The following is a 15,025-nucleotide window of genomic DNA, read 5'->3' as shown; positions in this document are numbered from 1 at the left end:
CCGCCCCAGGCCCGTCTTTTTTTGGAGCACTCGACGTGATCGATCGCAGAAGCATCCTGGGCCTGGCGGCGGCCGCCCTGGCCACGCCCGCCTTGGCGGATCAGGCAGCCGACGCGCCGCCGGCGCCGATGGCCAATCCGCCCAAGGACTGGATCGACCCCAAGACCGGTCACCGCATCGTGCGGCTGTCGGAGGAGGGGGGCAGCAAGAACCTCTATTTCCACCAGAACGGCTACACGCCGGAAGGCGACAAGCTGGCGATCACCACGCCGGCCGGCATCGCCCTGGTGGATCTGAAGACCTTCAAGCTGACGCCGCTGGCCAAGAGCAAGGACGCCGACCTGCTGTTCTTCGCCCGCAAGTCGCGGCGGCTGTACTACGCGATCACCGTGCCCGGCGAAGGCCAGCCAGTGGACCGCGCCAAGACCATCTACGCCCTCGACATCGACAGCGGTAAGGCCAAGGTCGTCGGCAAGCTGGCCCAGGGCCAGATCGTCTCGGTCAACGCCGACGAGACCCAGCTCTTGGGCATCGTCACCTATGGCGGCAAGCCGCTGCAGCCCAACACCGTCGACGACCGCAAGCGCTTCGGCCAGGCCGAGTACGCGGCCAACGGCCCGGACGGCAAGCCGCTGTCCTTCGCCAAGGCCAAGGGCGTGCGGATGACCGAGCGCTTCGAGACGCCGACGCCGATGGAGATCTTCACGCTCGACCTGAAGACGGGCGAGCGCAAGGTCGTCCACGCCTCGGATAAGTGGCTGGGCCACGCCCAGTTCTCGCCGACCGATCCGACTTTGGTGATGTTCTGCCACGAGGGCCCCTGGCACCGCGTGGACCGCATCTGGACCATCCGCACCGACGGCTCGGCCCTGACCAAGGTCCACACCCGGACCATCAATTTCGAGATCGCCGGCCACGAGTTCTTCTCGGCTGACGGCAAGTGGATCTGGTACGATCTGCAGACCCCGCGCGGCCAGGTGTTCTGGATCGGCGGCTACGAGGTCGCGACCGGCAAGCGCCTGTGGCGCCGGGTCGAGCAGAACGAGTGGTCGGTGCACTACAACGTCTCGCTCGACGGGACGCTGTTCGCCGGCGACGGTGGCGACGCCGACATGGTCGCCCACGCGCCGGACGGCAAGTGGATCTACGTCTTCAAGCCCGAGACGCCGCGCGACGCGGCGACCCAGTACTATACCGACGACCTGATCACGCCCGAGAAGATGGCGTCCGAGCGCCTCGTCGACATGTCGGCCCACGACTACCGTCTGGAGCCGAACCTGACCTTCACGCCCGATCAGAAGTGGATCGTGTTCACCTCGAACATGCACGGGGCCAACCACGTGTACGCGGTCGAGGTGGCCAAGCACTGAGAACCAAGGCCCCGGCGCTCAAGCGCCGGGGCCTTTCTCTTTTACAGCCCCACCACGCCCGAGCTTTCGACGACCTCGGGCTTCTTGCCGTCCAGGGTGTCGATGCGGCAGCGGGTGAAGCGCCAGTCCTTGGCGTCGGCGATCTTGCCGGCGGCCTGGACGTCCAGGTCCAGGTCCTCGAACGTGAAGCGCTCCAGCGGGGCCTCGGCGAAGGCGGCGACCTCGAAGGCGGCCTTGGCCCCGACCGACTGGACCTTGCTGACCCGTACGTCGCTCAGTCGGCACAGGCCTTGCTCGCGCGGCACGGTCTGGGTCATGACCTTCCAGTAGGGCGGCACGTCCGTCATGCCCGCCGGAATCTCGGCGTAGCTGTAGGACGGGTTCCAGTTCAGGTTCACGCGGAACACCGTCGGCACGTCCTGCAGATGCATGTCGCTGATGTCGATGTTCGAGATCGCCCCACCGCGCGTGTGGGCCGACTTGAACAGGATGCCGACGGGCGTGGGGTGATGCACCTTCAGACCCGAGACCTTGATGTTATGAAAGCCGCCCGAGGTCTCGCTGCCAAAGGTGATCCCGGCCGAGGCGTCGCGGATCGTGCAGTCCTTGATGATGATATCGCGGGTCGGGCGTGCCACCCGCAGGCCGTCGGCGTCGCGGCCGGCCTTGATGCAAAGCGCGTCGTCGTTGCAGGCCACGTCCACCCGCTCGACCAGCACGTCGTGCGAGCTGTCGATGTCCACGCCGTCGGTCGAGGGACCGCGGCCGCCTTCGTTGTTGCGGATTTCCAGGTCGGCGATGTGGATGTCGTGCGAGTAGCAGACATGCACCGTCCAGAAGCCGGCGCGGCGCAGGCGCGGACCGGCCAGTTCGATCTGCTCGCTGTCGAAGACCTGGATTAGGCGCGGGCGCTTGCAGTCGTAGTCGGCGGCCCAGCGCAGGCCCTTGGGGTCGTACTTCCGGCGCAGGGCCCAGTAGCTGTCCCAATAGACCTTGCCGTCGCCGTCGATGGTCCCGTCGCCGACGATGCGGACGTTCTTCTGCTTGTACACATTGATCAGCGCCGCCGGCCAGGTCAGCTCGATGCCGGCCACGCGGGTGGGGATTTCCGGATAGTCGGCCAGGTTCTGCGAGCCGAGCAGGGTGACGCCCTTGTCCAGCCGCAGGGTGACGCCGGACTTCAGGAAGATCGAGCCTGTGCGATAGACGCCGGGTTTCAGCGCGACGGTCGCGCCGGTCTTGGCGGCCTCGTCGATGGCGGCCTGGATGGCCTTGGTGTTCAGCGTCTTGCCGTCGCCGACCGCGCCGGCGACGAAGATCGCCTTGCCGGCGGCCAAGGCCAGGGTGGGCGTGGAGGCGGCCACGAGGCCGAGCTGGAGAAGCGTGCGTCGCTGCATGGGAGGCCTCAGGCGCTGACGGTGAAGGTGTGCGAACCGGAGCCGACCTCGAGCGCCGGACGTCCCGGCAGTTCGATCCGGGCCGTGGTGTTCGGCGGGATGGTGATGTCGTACCGGATGCCGCCGGCCGTGCGCTTCCAGGCGCTGGAGATGCGGCCGACGACCGACTCGTAGTCGCCGGCGGCGCCAGGCAGGCGCGGGTCGACCAGCGGCCGGATGGCGATCTTGCGAAAGCCGGGCTCAAGCGCGTCGATGCCGATGATCCGTCGCCAGATGAAGCCGCAGACCGCCCCGAACGCGTAGTGATTCAGCGAGCCTTGGACGACGCCGTCTTTCAGCCCGTCCCAGCGCTCGAACACCGTCGTCGCCCCCTGACCGACCTGGTAGCCCCACGAGGGCAGGTCGGTCTGGAGCAGCAGGCCATAAGCAACGTCGGCGTGGCCGTGGTCGGCCAGGGCGTCCAGGATGTAGGGCGTGCCGATGAAGCCGGTCGACAGCTTGGTCCCGCGCCGGCGGATATCGGCGGCCAGGCGGTCGGCCGAGGCCTGGCGCAGGGCGGTCGGGACGAGGCCGAAGCGCAAGGCCAGGATGTGGCTGGTCTGGCTGTCGTTGCCGACGCCGCCGTCCGGACGAACGAACTCGCGGGCGAAGGCGTCGGCGATCTGAGCGCGCAGGGCGGTCAGGCGGGCGGCGTCGTCCTTGCGGTCCGTCGCGTGCGCCATTTGCGCCAGCAGGTCGGTCGAGTGCGCCCAATAGGCGGTCGAGACCAGCTCCTTGGGCGTGGTGATGTCCGAGCGGCTCTTGGCGTCGACCGACAGCCAGTCGCCGTAGTCCATGCCGCGCGCGTTGCGCCAGACGTAGTCGGGGTTGAGGTGCAGGAGCCGCCGGTTCCAGCGGTCCATGGCGTCCCAGTTTTCGCCGATGACGGCGGTGTCGCCGTACCGCCGCCAGACGGTCCAGGGCAGGATGATCGCCGCGTCCGACCAGCCGGGGGTGTTCTGCCCCAAGGCCCAGTACGGTGCGACGTCGGGCATCTCGCCGGTCGGCGCCTGGCCGGCCCGCACGTCGCCCATGAATCGCCGGGTGAAGGCGTCGACGTCCATGTTGAAGGCCGCCGCGTCCCAGAAGATCTGGGCGTCGCCGGTCCAGCCCATCCGCTCGTCGCGCTGCGGGCAGTCGGTGGGGATGCCCACGAAGTTGCCGCGCTGGCTCCACAGGGTGTTGCGGACGATGGCCTGGACCATCGGGTTGTCTAGCCGCGCCGCCCCGGTCAGGGCCGCGTCGCTGTGCAGGACGACCCCCTCGATGTCGGTCAGCGGACCGGTGACCTCGACATAGCGGAAGCCGTGAAAGGTGAAGCGCGGCTCCCAGGTCTCGCCGGCCGGATCGCCCTTGAGGACGTAGGTGCTGGCTTGCAGCGCCCGGCGGTTGGACGTGATGTTCAACGTGCCATCCGGCTTCAGCGCCTCGGCGTGGCGCAGTACGACCGTATCGCCGGCCGCGCCCTTTATGCGGATGCGGCACCAGCCGGAGAAGTTCTGGCCGAAGTCGACGATACGCACGCCGGGCTTGGGCGTGGTGGTCGCAGTCGGCTTCAGGACTTGGATGGCGCGGATGCCGGGGCCGGGTTGCGCCGACACATGCACTGGCGGCTTCTCGCCGGGGCGGGCCGGCGTCCAGGCGTGGTCGTCGAAGCCGGGGGCGTCCCAGCCGGTCTCGTCCAGGCGGGCGTCATAGGTCTCGCCGTCATAGATCTCGGCCTTCAGCGCCGCCGAGGGGGCCAGCTTCCAGCCATCATGGGAGGTGGAGACGCGGACGATCGTGCCGTCGGTGTGGGTGATCACCATAAAGCCCGAGAACCGGCGCGGCGGTGGGCCGAAGGCGTAGCGCAGGTCCAGGAATCCGAACGGGCTGCCGAACCAGCCGTCGGCGACCAGTGCGCCCAGCACGTTGTCGCCAGTCTTGACTAGGTCGGTGACATCGTAGGTCTGGCTGAGGGCGCGGCTGCGGAAGTCTGTGCTCTCCGGCGTCAGCAGTCGGTCGCCGACCTTCTTGCCGTTGAGCAGGGCTTCGTAACCGCCCAGCGCCGTGGCGTAGAGGCGGGCGCTGGCGACAGGCTTGTCCAGCCGAAAGGCCTTGCGCAGGCGCACGGCCGGGCCGGTGATCCAAGGATGACAGGGCGGGATGGTTCGCGCAGGAACCGCCGCCGGCCAGGTCGCGTCATCGAAGCCGGCTTCGCGCCAGCCGTCGGGCGTGTCGAGCGTCGTGCGCCAGCCGTCCTTGGCGTGGATGCGGACGACCGAGCCGTTGGCCTTGGTGATCGTCAGCCGCACGGCCAGGGCGCCGCCCAGCACGGGGCGCGGTTCGTCCAGGCGCAGGCCCGCCTCGACCGCCAGCACGTGCGGGCCGGGGGAGACGGAGAGGGCGAAGCTCGGTCCCTGGCCCCAGGCGGTGCGGTCGCCGGGCTTGATCAGGCTAGCGCCGTTCAGCCACAGGCCGTTCAGGCTGTCCTTGGCGCAGACGCTGACCACCGCTGATACCGCGTCGGCGGGCATGTCGAAGCGCCAGCGGAACTTGCGAGGCTTGGCGTCGTCGGTCGCGCCCCACAGCCAGTGCATCCCCTCCAGGCGCTCTTCGCGCATGGCCGGGGTCTCGGCCTCCAGCCAGCCAGCGGACCAGGGCTCCAGCAGGCCGATCTCGAAGACGGCGGGCGCGGGGCTGCGGATCGGTTTGCCCGCGCCGTCCCACGCTTCGACCCGCCACCAGCAGCGCTGGCGCGAGGTCAGCGCCGGGCCGGCATAGGCGATGTCGAAGGTGGCGTTCGAGGTGACCTTGCCGCTGTCCCACAGCAGCGGGCCGTCCTGACGGTCCGAGGTGACGCGGATGCGATAGGCGCTCTGCTTCACGTCCTTCGCGCCGGACGCCTCGATGGTCCACGAGAAGCGCGGCCTCGCGTTGTCCAGGCCCAGCGGGCTTTCAATCTGATCGACGCGCGGCGCGGCGATGCGGGCCGGCGCGCGAGCGGCGGCCTTGGCCGAGCCGGCGCCCAGGCTCGCGCCGGCGCCGGCCACGGTCAGGAACTGACGGCGATCCATGGCCTAGTGCGCCGGGTTGAAGTCGGGCTTCTGCGCGAAGGCATAGGTCTCCCAGTCGGCGCGGCTGTGGAAGTCCAGGCCTTTGTCCCAGCCCGCGCCCATGTAGTAGACGAACGGCTTGCCCGGCTCGACCTTGACCAGCACCAGCCAGTCCGTGTCGGTCTCGGTCACGCCGACGATCTGCGCCGGGTTCACCAGCAGCGCCACGCCCATCGTGCCCTTGTCGGCGTCGGTGACATCCCAGAACGAGAACACGCCCTTGGCCTTGTCGGCGCGCAGCTCGCCGGCCTGCTTGGCGGTCGGCTTCTTGGTGATGCCTAAGGCCACCGTGATCGGGCCCTTGGCGTTGGAGCCGAAAGTCGAGACCATCCGCGTGAAGTTCGTGCCCATCGGCAGGGTGAAGGTCCGGCTTTCCCAGACCTCTCGCTTCTCAGCCACCTTCCAGGGCGCGTAGCTGACCTTGAACGAGGCCGCGTCGGGGCCGTCCTTCAGGATCTTGTAGTCCTCCCAGTTGCGCGACACCCACAGCTTGCCGCCGTCCCAGACGCCCAGGCCGCCGGCGCCGCGGAAGGTCCCGACGTTGTAATAGTCGATGCCTTCGCCGTGATAGGCGTGCTGGTCGCCGGTGCGCAGCTGGCGGGTCATGAACGGGTAGCGGACGCTCTTGCCCCAGGCGTCGATGCCCGAGGTCGAGGGCGGCTCGTATTGCTCCAGCGCCGGGCCATAGATGCGGTGGGCCGTGCGGTCGTTCTCCCACAGGATGTCGTCATAGCGCTCGGGCGCGTAGCGGACCGTGGCGCGCGGCTTGTCCTGGCCGGCCGGCGGCGGAGCCATGCGGTAGATCATCTTCGGCGGCGTCGGCTGACCCGGCGCGGCGGGCGGGACCTGGGCGGGAGCCAGGCCCGGTCCCTCGATGGTCGGATCGTAGGCCAGGGCGGCCACGGCCTTCATCTCGGTGGCGTGACGAGCTTCCTCTTCCGGACCGCGTACGGTGCGCGGGACGGGTGGGACGGGCGTGGTGGCGGCCACGACGTCGGGCGCGTCGCGCGACGGCTCGGCCAGGGGCAGGGCGGTCGTCGGCTTGCCGAGGTTCATCACCTCCAGCCCGGCCAGCAGGAAGGCGCCCGTGCCGTAGGGGCCGATGTCGTCGGCGGCCGTTGGCACCGGCTGGTCGCCGGTCTTCTGCACCGCGCCGATCATGCCGCTGGGCAGTACTTGTTTCTGCAGGCCGTTCCAACCCTTCACGACCACCGGCTGGTAGGTCGCGCGGTCGAGGATCCCGTGGTTGATCCCCCACGCCAGGGCGTAGACGAAGAATGACGAGCCCGAGGTCTCGGCCTCCGGGAACTTCTCCGGCTGCATCAGGCTGGACGCCCACAGGCCGTCGGCGCGCTGCAGGCTGGCGACCTTCTTGGCCATGGCCTGGAAGACGGCGATGTAGCGCGGGCGCTGGATGTAGTCGGCCGGCATGGCTTCCAGCACGCGGGCCGTGCCCGCCATCACCCAGCCGTTGCCGCGCGACCAGAACAGCTTGCGGCCCTGCTCGTCGCGGCGCTCGATGAAGCGCTCGTCGCGGAAATAGAGGCTGTCGTCCGGGCTGTAGAGGCGCGAGAAGGTGCGCCACCACTGGGTGTCCATGGCCTTTAGGTACTTGGGGTCGCCGGTCTGGGCGCTCATCCGCGCCAGCACGGGCGGGGCCATGAACAGGGCGTCGCTCCACCACCAGACCAGGTGCTCGGGGATCGGCTGGCGGGCCAGGTGCGGCAGGGCCCAGTCCAGGCGCTGGCGCAGGGGCATGATCGTCCCCTCCTGGCCGCGACGGGCGTAGAGCTCTTCATAGAGGTCGCCGATCGCCATCTCGTCGGCGTTCAGCATGGCCTTGCCGTTCTTGGCGCCGCGCAGGGCGTAATTGTAGTGCTCGGCCGCGTCGGTCAGGAACTTCAGCGTCTCGGCGTCGCCCGTGGCGCGGGCCAGCCGCGCGGCGCCGACATAGTAGGTGGCCGACACCCAGTTCGAAGACATCTCGCGCACCGCGCCGCCGGTGGTGACGGGGATCGGCTCGGCCCGCATGGCCTCGATCTGGGCCTTGTTGGCGCGGTTCAGCACCGCCAGCACATCGGCCGGGGCAGGGAGCTGGGCGCTGGCGGCGGCGGGCTTGGCGGGCGCGGCCACGACGGGCGCGGCGAACGCGCTCAGGGCGCTAGCGCAGAGCAGGGCGGCCATGAAGGCCTTGGAACGCGGGGTTACTGGCACGGGCGATTCCTCGACGCGACGACGCCAGCGGCGTCGGTATTGTTCATTATTTGGAATAGAATGTCAGATTTTGAAAACTTGTCCACCGGTGGCGCCCCTGTGGCGCAGATGCGCCACTGAGACGACATACCACACCTGGATCAGCCCATTTTCAGCGTTGGCGGGCTTGCAAAAAATGGAAAGCGATCGCAGCATGTGAAGATAATGATACCGGTGTCATCAAGAACACCAACCTGGGAGGGTACGAAAATGGCTTCATCCAATAGTTTTCCCCTGCGCGGTCGCCTGCTGACGGGCGCCGCCGGTCTCGTCCTGGCCCTCATGGCCGGCGTGGCGCAAGCCCAGGAGGCCGCTCCGGCCCCGGCGGGCGATGACACCGTCGAGGCGGTGGTCGTCACGGGCTTCCGCAACAGCCTTGCACAAGCCCTGAACGTCAAGCGCCAGTCGGCGGCGGCGGTCGACGCCATCTACGCCGAGGACATGGCCAAGTTCCCGGACCTGAACCTGTCCGAGTCCATCCAGCGCATCCCGGGCGTGGCCCTGGCCCGCGACGCCGGCGAAGGCCGTCAGATCTCGGTGCGCGGCCTCGGGCCCCAGTTCACCCGCGTGCGCATCAACGGCATGGAAGCCCTGACCACCTCGGGCGGCACCGACGCCTCGGGCGGCACCAACCGCAGCCGCGGCTTCGACTTCAACGTCTTCGCCTCGGACCTCTTCAACCGCATCACGGTGCAGAAGACCGCCTCGGCCCAGACCGAAGAAGGTTCGCTGGGCGCGACGGTCGATCTGAACACCGCCCATCCGTTCGACAAGCGCGGCTTCAACTTCGCCGCCTCGGGCAAGATGGGCTACAACGATCAGGCCGGCAAAGCCTCGCCGCGCGTGGCCGCGCTGATCTCCAACACCTGGCGCGACGACACGATCGGGGCCCTGTTCTCGGTCGCCTATTCCGAGCGTGACCTGCTGGACGAAGGCACCAGCACCGTGCGCTGGCAGAGCGGCACGGCCACGGCTCCGGGCTTCCGCAGCGTGAACGGCGTGACCTGCGCCACCAACGCGGCGGCCTGCGCCGAAGCCAATGGCGCGGTCCACCCCCGCATCCCGCGCTTCGACTGGTATCATGACCAGCAGAAGCGCCTGGGCATGACCGGCTCGCTGCAATGGCAGCCGGACGACAAGACCCTGTTCTCGCTGGACGCGCTGTACGCCGACTTCAAGGGCAAGCGGAACGAGGACTTCCTCGAGACCTTCACCCCGCAGACGGCCGGCGCCTGTACGGCGGCCTCGCCGGTCACCTGCGGCATCAATGAAGTCGACGTGGTCAATTACACGGTGTCCTCGCCGCGCTCGGGCCTGCCGGTCATGACCAAGGGCGTCTGGAACAATGTCGATCTGAAGACCGAGCAGCGCTACGACGAGCTGGAAACCGAATTCCGGCAGTTCACCCTGACGGGCGAGCACACCTTCGGCGACAAGCTGAAGGTCTCTGGCGTTCTGGGCTTCTCGAAGTCGACCTTCTCCAACCCGGTCCAGAACACGGTCCAGTGGGACCAGTACAACGTCCAGGGCTACAGCTTCGACTACAGCGGCGGCGATACGTATCCGACCGTCAAGTACGGCACGGGCAACACCACCAGCGCCGACGCCTGGACCCTGGCCGAGATCCGCATGGTCCAGGGTTTTGTCGACAACAGCTACAAGACCGGCCAGTTCGAGGCGGCCTATGACTTCAGCGATGCGTTCAAGCTGAAGGGCGGCCTGGCCTACAAGGCCTATGGCGTCGAGAGCGCGGCCTTCTCGCGGACCAACGGCACGACCACGAACATCAACCCGATCTCGTCGGCGGAGCTGCGGGGCATCCCGCGCTCGAGCTACGCCGAGACCATCGATTTCGGCGACCTGAAGCTGCCGGCCGGCAACGTCACCTCGTGGATCACGCCGGACGTGCAGCAGGCCTACAGCATCCTGCACATGAACGATCCCAACTACGGCAAGGCGGTCACCACGACGCCCGGCACGGTGTGGGTCAGCCCGTTCGGCTCCAGCTGCTTCACCACGGGCTGCGGCATCTACAACCTGGGCCGCGAGGCCAGCCTAGGCAGCAACTACACGATCGATGAGTGGGACACGACCGGCTACGTCCAGGGCGATTTCAACCTGAACATCGGCGGCGTGCCGGTGCGCGGCGACGTCGGCGCCCGCTACGTCCAGACCCGCCAGAAGGCGCTGGGCTATGGCGTCGTGCCGTCGACGGTGAACGGGGTGAACTACCAGACGATCTCGGCCACGACGGCGACCCGGTCCTACAACGACTTCCTGCCGGCCGCGAACGTGGTCGTCGAGCCGACCGAGACCCTCCTGCTGCGCTTCGCCGCCGCCAAGGTCATGGCGCGCCCGAACCTCGGCTCGCTGACCCCGGGCGTGAACATCGGCACCGGCTCGACCAAGTCGGTGACCTCGGGCAACCCGTTCCTGAATCCGTATCGCGCCAAGACCGCCGACGCCGCGGTCGAGTGGTACTTCCAGCCGGGCGGTCTGCTGTCCTTCGCCTACTTCTACAAGGACATCTCGACCTTCGTTCAGACCTTCACCTCGCCGCTGTCGACCTTCGACAAGAACCCCTTCGGCCTGCCTGACAGCGCCGCGGTCGCGGCCTGCGGCACCACCCCGGGCTGCTCGCCGGGCCTGCCGGTCTGGCAATTCTCGACCTCGGTCAACACGCCTGGTGGTCCGCTCAAGGGCTTCGAGATCAACTACCAGCAGCCGTTCACCTTCCTGCCGGCGCCGTTCGACAAGTTCGGCCTGCTGGCCAACTACACCCACGTGACGTCGAACGTGACGTACCTGTCCTCGACCGGCGCGGTGGCGGCCATCGGCCCGCTGACCAACCTGTCGAAGGACAGCTACAACGCCACGCTCTACTTCGAGAACAAGAAGATCAGCAGCCGCGTCTCGGCCGCCTATCGCTCGAAGTACCTGACGCAAATCCCGGGCCGTAACGGTTCGGACGTGGAAGGCACCAAGGCGACGCTGAACGTCGACGCGTCGCTGACCTACACCTGGAACAAGCACCTGGCCTTCACGCTGGAGGCGGTGAACCTGACCAACGAGGTGCAGGACCAGTACTACGACAGCAGCCAGCTGGTGTCGTTCTACCACGAGACGGGCCGCGAGTTCTTCGCCGGCTTCCGCTACACCTTCTAAGCCTCATGCGCGGCGCGGCCCCCCTCCACCAAATCTGGGGGCCGCGCCGTTTCGCTTTGCGAGGGTTCTCACATGATAGAGTCTCTTGATCGCCGGTCGCTGCTGCTGACTGGCGCGGCGACCCTGTTCGTCGCTAGCCCGGTCCTGGCCGCGCCCAAGCGCGCCGCCTACGACGCCGTGGTCTCGACCGACGGCAAGGCCCGTGGGGCCAAAGCTTACGCCACCCTGGCAGAAGCCCTGGACGCCGCGCCGGCCTCTGGCGACCGGCCGTTCCGTATCCTCGTCACCGCCGGGACCTGGCGCGAGAAGGTGACGGTGACCAAGCCGAACGTCTGGCTGGTCGGCGAGGGGCGCAAGGCCACCACCATCACCTATGACGACTATGCCGGCAGCCGTCGTCCGGGCGGCCCCGCCGAGATCGCCACCATGGTCGTCACCGCGCCGGGTTTCCGGGCCGAACGGATGACCATCGCCAACGACTTCGACTATCCCCATCACATGCCGCCCGAGGTCGACTACGACCGCACCGGCGCCAGCGGGGCCCAGGCCACCGCGCTGAAGCTGGGCAAGGGTTCGGACAAGGCCTATTTCGAGGACGTCGCCCTGACCGGCTGGCAGGACACCCTGTTCACCGACGCCGGCCGCAGCGTGTTCCGCAACTGCTATGTCAGCGGCTGCGTCGACTTCATCTACGGCATGGGGATCGCGGTGTTCGACCACTGCGAGATCCGCTCGCGCACTCGGCCGGGCAAGGACTTCCACGGCTTCATCGCCGCGCCCGACACCGACCGCCGCCAGCCCTATGGCCTGATCTTCCTGGACTGTCGCCTGACCCGCGACGCCGACATGCCCAGGCACACCATGGCGCTGGGCCGACCCTGGCGGCACACCATGAGCTTCCCGGACGGCCGCTATGGCAATCCGGACGCCGTGGGCCACACCGCCTTCGTGCGCTGCTGGATGGACGACCACATCGTCCCGGAAGCCTGGTATCCGATGCACTACAATCTGAAGGGCGGCGGCCGGGCCATGTACCAGCCCGAGGATGCGCGCCTGTTCGAATACGCCAGCAAGGGCCCGGGCGCGGGCAAGCCTTCCAAGCGTCGCCGCCAGCTTTCGCCCGCGGAGGCGCGGAACTATACGATCCCGAAGCTGATGTCGGGCTGGAATCCGGTTTGAGGAGTAGAGTGATGGGCGGTTTCGGACGACGTGAAGTCCTGGTCGGCGGCGCCGCCCTCGCGGGAGGGCTGATGGCCGGTGGCGCGGAGGCGATGACCCGGATGCCGGGCCAGACCCGCTGGGTCTTCGACCGCCTGTCCAACATCGGCGGCGAGCAGACCACGGTCGAGGGCGATCCGAAGCTGGTCGACAGCCCCTATGGCAAGGCCGTGCAGTTCGACGGCGTCGACGACCGCCTGGTCATCGCCAAGCACCCGCTGGCCGGCATGAAGCAGTTCACCTTCGAGGCCCTGTTCCGTCCGGACGGCGGCGCTTTCGCCCAGCGCTGGTTCCACCTCAACGAGGAGGACCCCACCCCCGGCGCGCCGCCCTCGGTGACCCGCATCCTGTTCGAGATCCGGGTCAAGGACGGCGCCTGGAGCCTGGACGCCTTCGCCACGGGCGAGGGCTACAAGCAGACCCTGCTGTTCCTCGACAAGACCTTCCCGATCGGCCCCTGGTACTGGGTGGCCCAGAGCTATGACGGCAAGACCTATCGGGCCTTCGTCAACGGCCAGCTGCAGGGCGAGGCCGACATCGCCTACACCCCGCAAGGCCAGGGCCGCAGCTCGATCGGCGCGCGCATGAACAAGGTCGACTACTTCAAGGGCGCGCTCCGCGAGGCGCGCTTCACCCCCAGGGCTTTGGCCCCGGAGGCGCTGCAGAAGACGCGTTAGGCCTCGGCGCGAGCCTGCTGGTCGAGGGCGGCGAAGTCCTCGTCCGATAGCGTGAGCGCGGCTGCCTGGGCGTTGTCGTCCAGGTGCGCGACCTTGCCGGTGCCGGGGATGGGCAGCATGACCGGACTGCGCTTCAGCACCCAGGCCAGGGCGACCTGGCTGGGCGTGGCGCCGGTCGCGTGCACGATGTGGTCCAGCGCCGTGCCCGGTCGGGCCAGGCTGCCCGACGCCAGCGGGTACCAGGGGATGAAGCCGATGTTCTTGGTCGTGCAATAGTCCAGCACGGCCTCGCTGGAGCGGTCCGTCAGATTGTAGAGGTTCTGCACCGTGGCGACCGGGAAGTGGCGCTGCGCGGCTTCGATCTCCTCGACGCTGACCTGGCTGAGCCCGGCATGACGGATCAGGCCTTCACCGATCATCTCGGCGATGACGCCGAACTGCTCGTCGCGGGGAACCTTGGGGTCGATGCGGTGCAACTGCCAGAGGCCGATCTGGTCCTGCTTGAGCCGGCGCAGGCTCATCATCACGCACTGGCGCAGATATTCCGGACGGCCAACGGGCTCCCAGACGCCCGGACCGGGGCGCGTCAGGCCGCCCTTGGTCGCGATCAGCAGGCCGTCATAGGGCGCCAGGGCCTCGGCGATCAGGTCTTCGCTGACGAACGGGCCATAGGAATCGGCCGTGTCGATGAAGTTGATCCCCAGCTCGGGCAACCGGCGCAGGACGGCGATCGCCTCGGCATGGTCGGTCGGCGGCCCCCAGATACCCGAACCCGTGACGCGCATGGCGCCAAAGGCCAGGCGATGGACCTCGATTTCGCCGCCGATCCTGAAGACGCCGGACTTCGCGGCGATGTTTTCCTTGGACATGTCGCTTCCCTGCCGATGAAGCGCGCACATGGGCGCGGCGAGGGCAGGATACCGGAAGACGCCCGGTCCGGTTTGTACATTTAACGCTGAAGGGGAAGGAATGGTGGATGCGACAGGGATTGAACCTGTGACCCCCTCGGTGTGAACGAGGTGCTCTCCCGCTGAGCTACGCATCCGCCGGTGTGGAGAGGTCCGCCGAAGAGGACCGATCCGCGAGAGGAGGGGGTCTATAATCTGGTGTTCGGCGCGGGGCAAGAGGCCAAAAGCGTCTTGCAGGCTTCAGGCACATCCAAAAAGCTGTGGATGACCAGATCGGCCCCCAGGGTCTCGACCGGATCCTCGGTGTAGCCGAACGAAACCAGCAGGGCAGGGACCCCGGCGTTCTTGGCCCCAAGGGCGTCGTTGATGCTGTCGCCGACCATGACGGCGCGGGCTGGATCGCCACCGACGGCGGCGATGGCGGCGGCCACGTGGCGGCCGTCGGGCTTGGGCGCGGGGGCCATGTCCGCGCCGATCACCGCGTCGAAGAACGGCGTCAGGCCCACGGCGTCCAGCAGGGCGACCGACAGGTTGGTCAGCTTGTTGGTGCAGACGACGAGCTTGGCGCCGGCGGCCTTCAGCTGCGTCAGCACCTCGACCACGCCGGGGAAGGGCGCGCTCTCGTCGGCGATGCGCTCCAGATAGACGGCGATGAAGCGCTGGACCAGCGACGGGGCGTGCTCGGCGTCCATGGGCGCGCCGGCGGCGGCGAAGCCGCGCTCCAGCAGGGCCCGGGCCCCGCGCCCGACCATTAGTCGCACCTCGTCGAAGGGCAGGGGCGGCAGGGCCTCCTGCGCCAGGATGGTGTTCAGCGCGCCGACCAGGTCGGGCGCGGTATCGACCAGCGTTCCATCGAGATCGAAGGCGATGGTCGCCCCTTTGAGGTCATGAAGCTCGCTCATG

The 15,025-nt window shown here is 68.2% G+C and carries 9 protein-coding genes and 1 tRNA gene; 4 read left to right on the top strand and 6 right to left on the bottom strand.

Going from position 1 to position 15,025, the window contains the following annotated elements; all coding sequences use genetic code 11:
- Window positions 1-35: 35 nt before the first annotated feature.
- Entirely contained in the window at window positions 36-1,370 is a 1,335-nt protein-coding gene (locus AC07YH_RS07080; protein WP_494746283.1) for an oligogalacturonate lyase family protein, read from the top strand.
- A 41-nt stretch (window positions 1,371-1,411) separates the two neighbouring features.
- Here the strand turns inward: AC07YH_RS07080 and AC07YH_RS07075 are convergent, their stop codons facing one another.
- From AC07YH_RS07075 to AC07YH_RS07065, 3 genes are read right to left on the bottom strand one after another with little or no spacing between them, the layout of a single operon-like run.
- Window positions 1,412-2,767: a glycoside hydrolase family 28 protein gene (locus AC07YH_RS07075; RefSeq protein WP_494746282.1), complete on the bottom strand. Its 1,356-nt coding sequence runs from the start codon at window positions 2,765-2,767 to the stop codon at window positions 1,412-1,414.
- An 8-nt stretch (window positions 2,768-2,775) separates the two neighbouring features.
- Entirely contained in the window at window positions 2,776-5,862 is a 3,087-nt protein-coding gene (locus AC07YH_RS07070) for an alpha-L-rhamnosidase (protein WP_494746281.1), read from the bottom strand.
- Window positions 5,863-5,865: 3 nt separating this feature from the next.
- Window positions 5,866-8,115 (bottom strand): glycoside hydrolase family 88 protein, encoded by a 2,250-nt coding sequence (locus AC07YH_RS07065; RefSeq protein WP_494746280.1) that lies wholly within the window; start codon window positions 8,113-8,115, stop codon window positions 5,866-5,868.
- A 249-nt stretch (window positions 8,116-8,364) separates the two neighbouring features.
- On the opposite strand from AC07YH_RS07065, the gene AC07YH_RS07060 reads away from it, so the two are divergent.
- The 3 genes from AC07YH_RS07060 to AC07YH_RS07050 all read left to right on the top strand — a co-directional run bounded on the left by AC07YH_RS07060 (window position 8,365) and on the right by AC07YH_RS07050 (window position 13,214).
- Window positions 8,365-11,319 carry a TonB-dependent receptor gene (locus tag AC07YH_RS07060; RefSeq protein ID WP_494746279.1) on the top strand — a complete coding sequence of 985 codons (2,955 nt, stop codon included), beginning with the start codon at window positions 8,365-8,367 and terminating at the stop codon, window positions 11,317-11,319.
- Between the two features lie 72 nt (window positions 11,320-11,391).
- Window positions 11,392-12,498: a pectinesterase family protein gene (locus AC07YH_RS07055; RefSeq protein ID WP_494746278.1), complete on the top strand. Its 1,107-nt coding sequence runs from the start codon at window positions 11,392-11,394 to the stop codon at window positions 12,496-12,498.
- An 11-nt stretch (window positions 12,499-12,509) separates the two neighbouring features.
- A complete protein-coding gene (locus AC07YH_RS07050; protein WP_494746277.1) occupies window positions 12,510-13,214 on the top strand; it encodes a LamG-like jellyroll fold domain-containing protein in 705 nt (234 codons plus the stop codon).
- Here AC07YH_RS07050 and AC07YH_RS07045 read toward each other — a convergent pair.
- The 3 genes from AC07YH_RS07045 to AC07YH_RS07035 form a co-directional block, all read right to left on the bottom strand.
- Entirely contained in the window at window positions 13,211-14,083 is an 873-nt protein-coding gene (locus AC07YH_RS07045) for an aldo/keto reductase (RefSeq protein WP_494746276.1), read from the bottom strand. The genes AC07YH_RS07050 and AC07YH_RS07045 overlap by 4 nt on opposite strands.
- Window positions 14,084-14,184: 101 nt before the next feature.
- Window positions 14,185-14,259: transfer RNA gene (locus AC07YH_RS07040), tRNA-Val, on the bottom strand.
- A gap of 51 nt (window positions 14,260-14,310) precedes the next feature.
- Window positions 14,311-15,024 carry a phosphoglycolate phosphatase gene (locus AC07YH_RS07035; protein WP_494746275.1) on the bottom strand — a complete coding sequence of 238 codons (714 nt, stop codon included), beginning with the start codon at window positions 15,022-15,024 and terminating at the stop codon, window positions 14,311-14,313.
- Window position 15,025 lies beyond the last annotated feature (1 nt).

The organism is Caulobacter sp. GW456-12-1-14-TSB4 (assembly GCF_059424195.1).
The sequence above is the reverse complement of the archived record's forward strand: the minus strand, read 5'-3'. Positions and strand labels throughout refer to the sequence as shown.

Coding starts and splice junctions, on each gene's coding strand:
- AC07YH_RS07050 (WP_494746277.1), top strand. CDS start 12,510: ATGGGCGGTTTCGGACGACGTGAAGTCCTGGTCGGCGGCGCCGCCCTC.
- AC07YH_RS07035 (WP_494746275.1), bottom strand. CDS start 15,024: ATGAGCGAGCTTCATGACCTCAAAGGGGCGACCATCGCCTTCGATCTC.
- AC07YH_RS07060 (WP_494746279.1), top strand. CDS start 8,365: ATGGCTTCATCCAATAGTTTTCCCCTGCGCGGTCGCCTGCTGACGGGC.
- AC07YH_RS07070 (WP_494746281.1), bottom strand. CDS start 5,862: ATGGATCGCCGTCAGTTCCTGACCGTGGCCGGCGCCGGCGCGAGCCTG.
- AC07YH_RS07075 (WP_494746282.1), bottom strand. CDS start 2,767: ATGCAGCGACGCACGCTTCTCCAGCTCGGCCTCGTGGCCGCCTCCACG.
- AC07YH_RS07055 (WP_494746278.1), top strand. CDS start 11,392: ATGATAGAGTCTCTTGATCGCCGGTCGCTGCTGCTGACTGGCGCGGCG.
- AC07YH_RS07045 (WP_494746276.1), bottom strand. CDS start 14,083: ATGTCCAAGGAAAACATCGCCGCGAAGTCCGGCGTCTTCAGGATCGGC.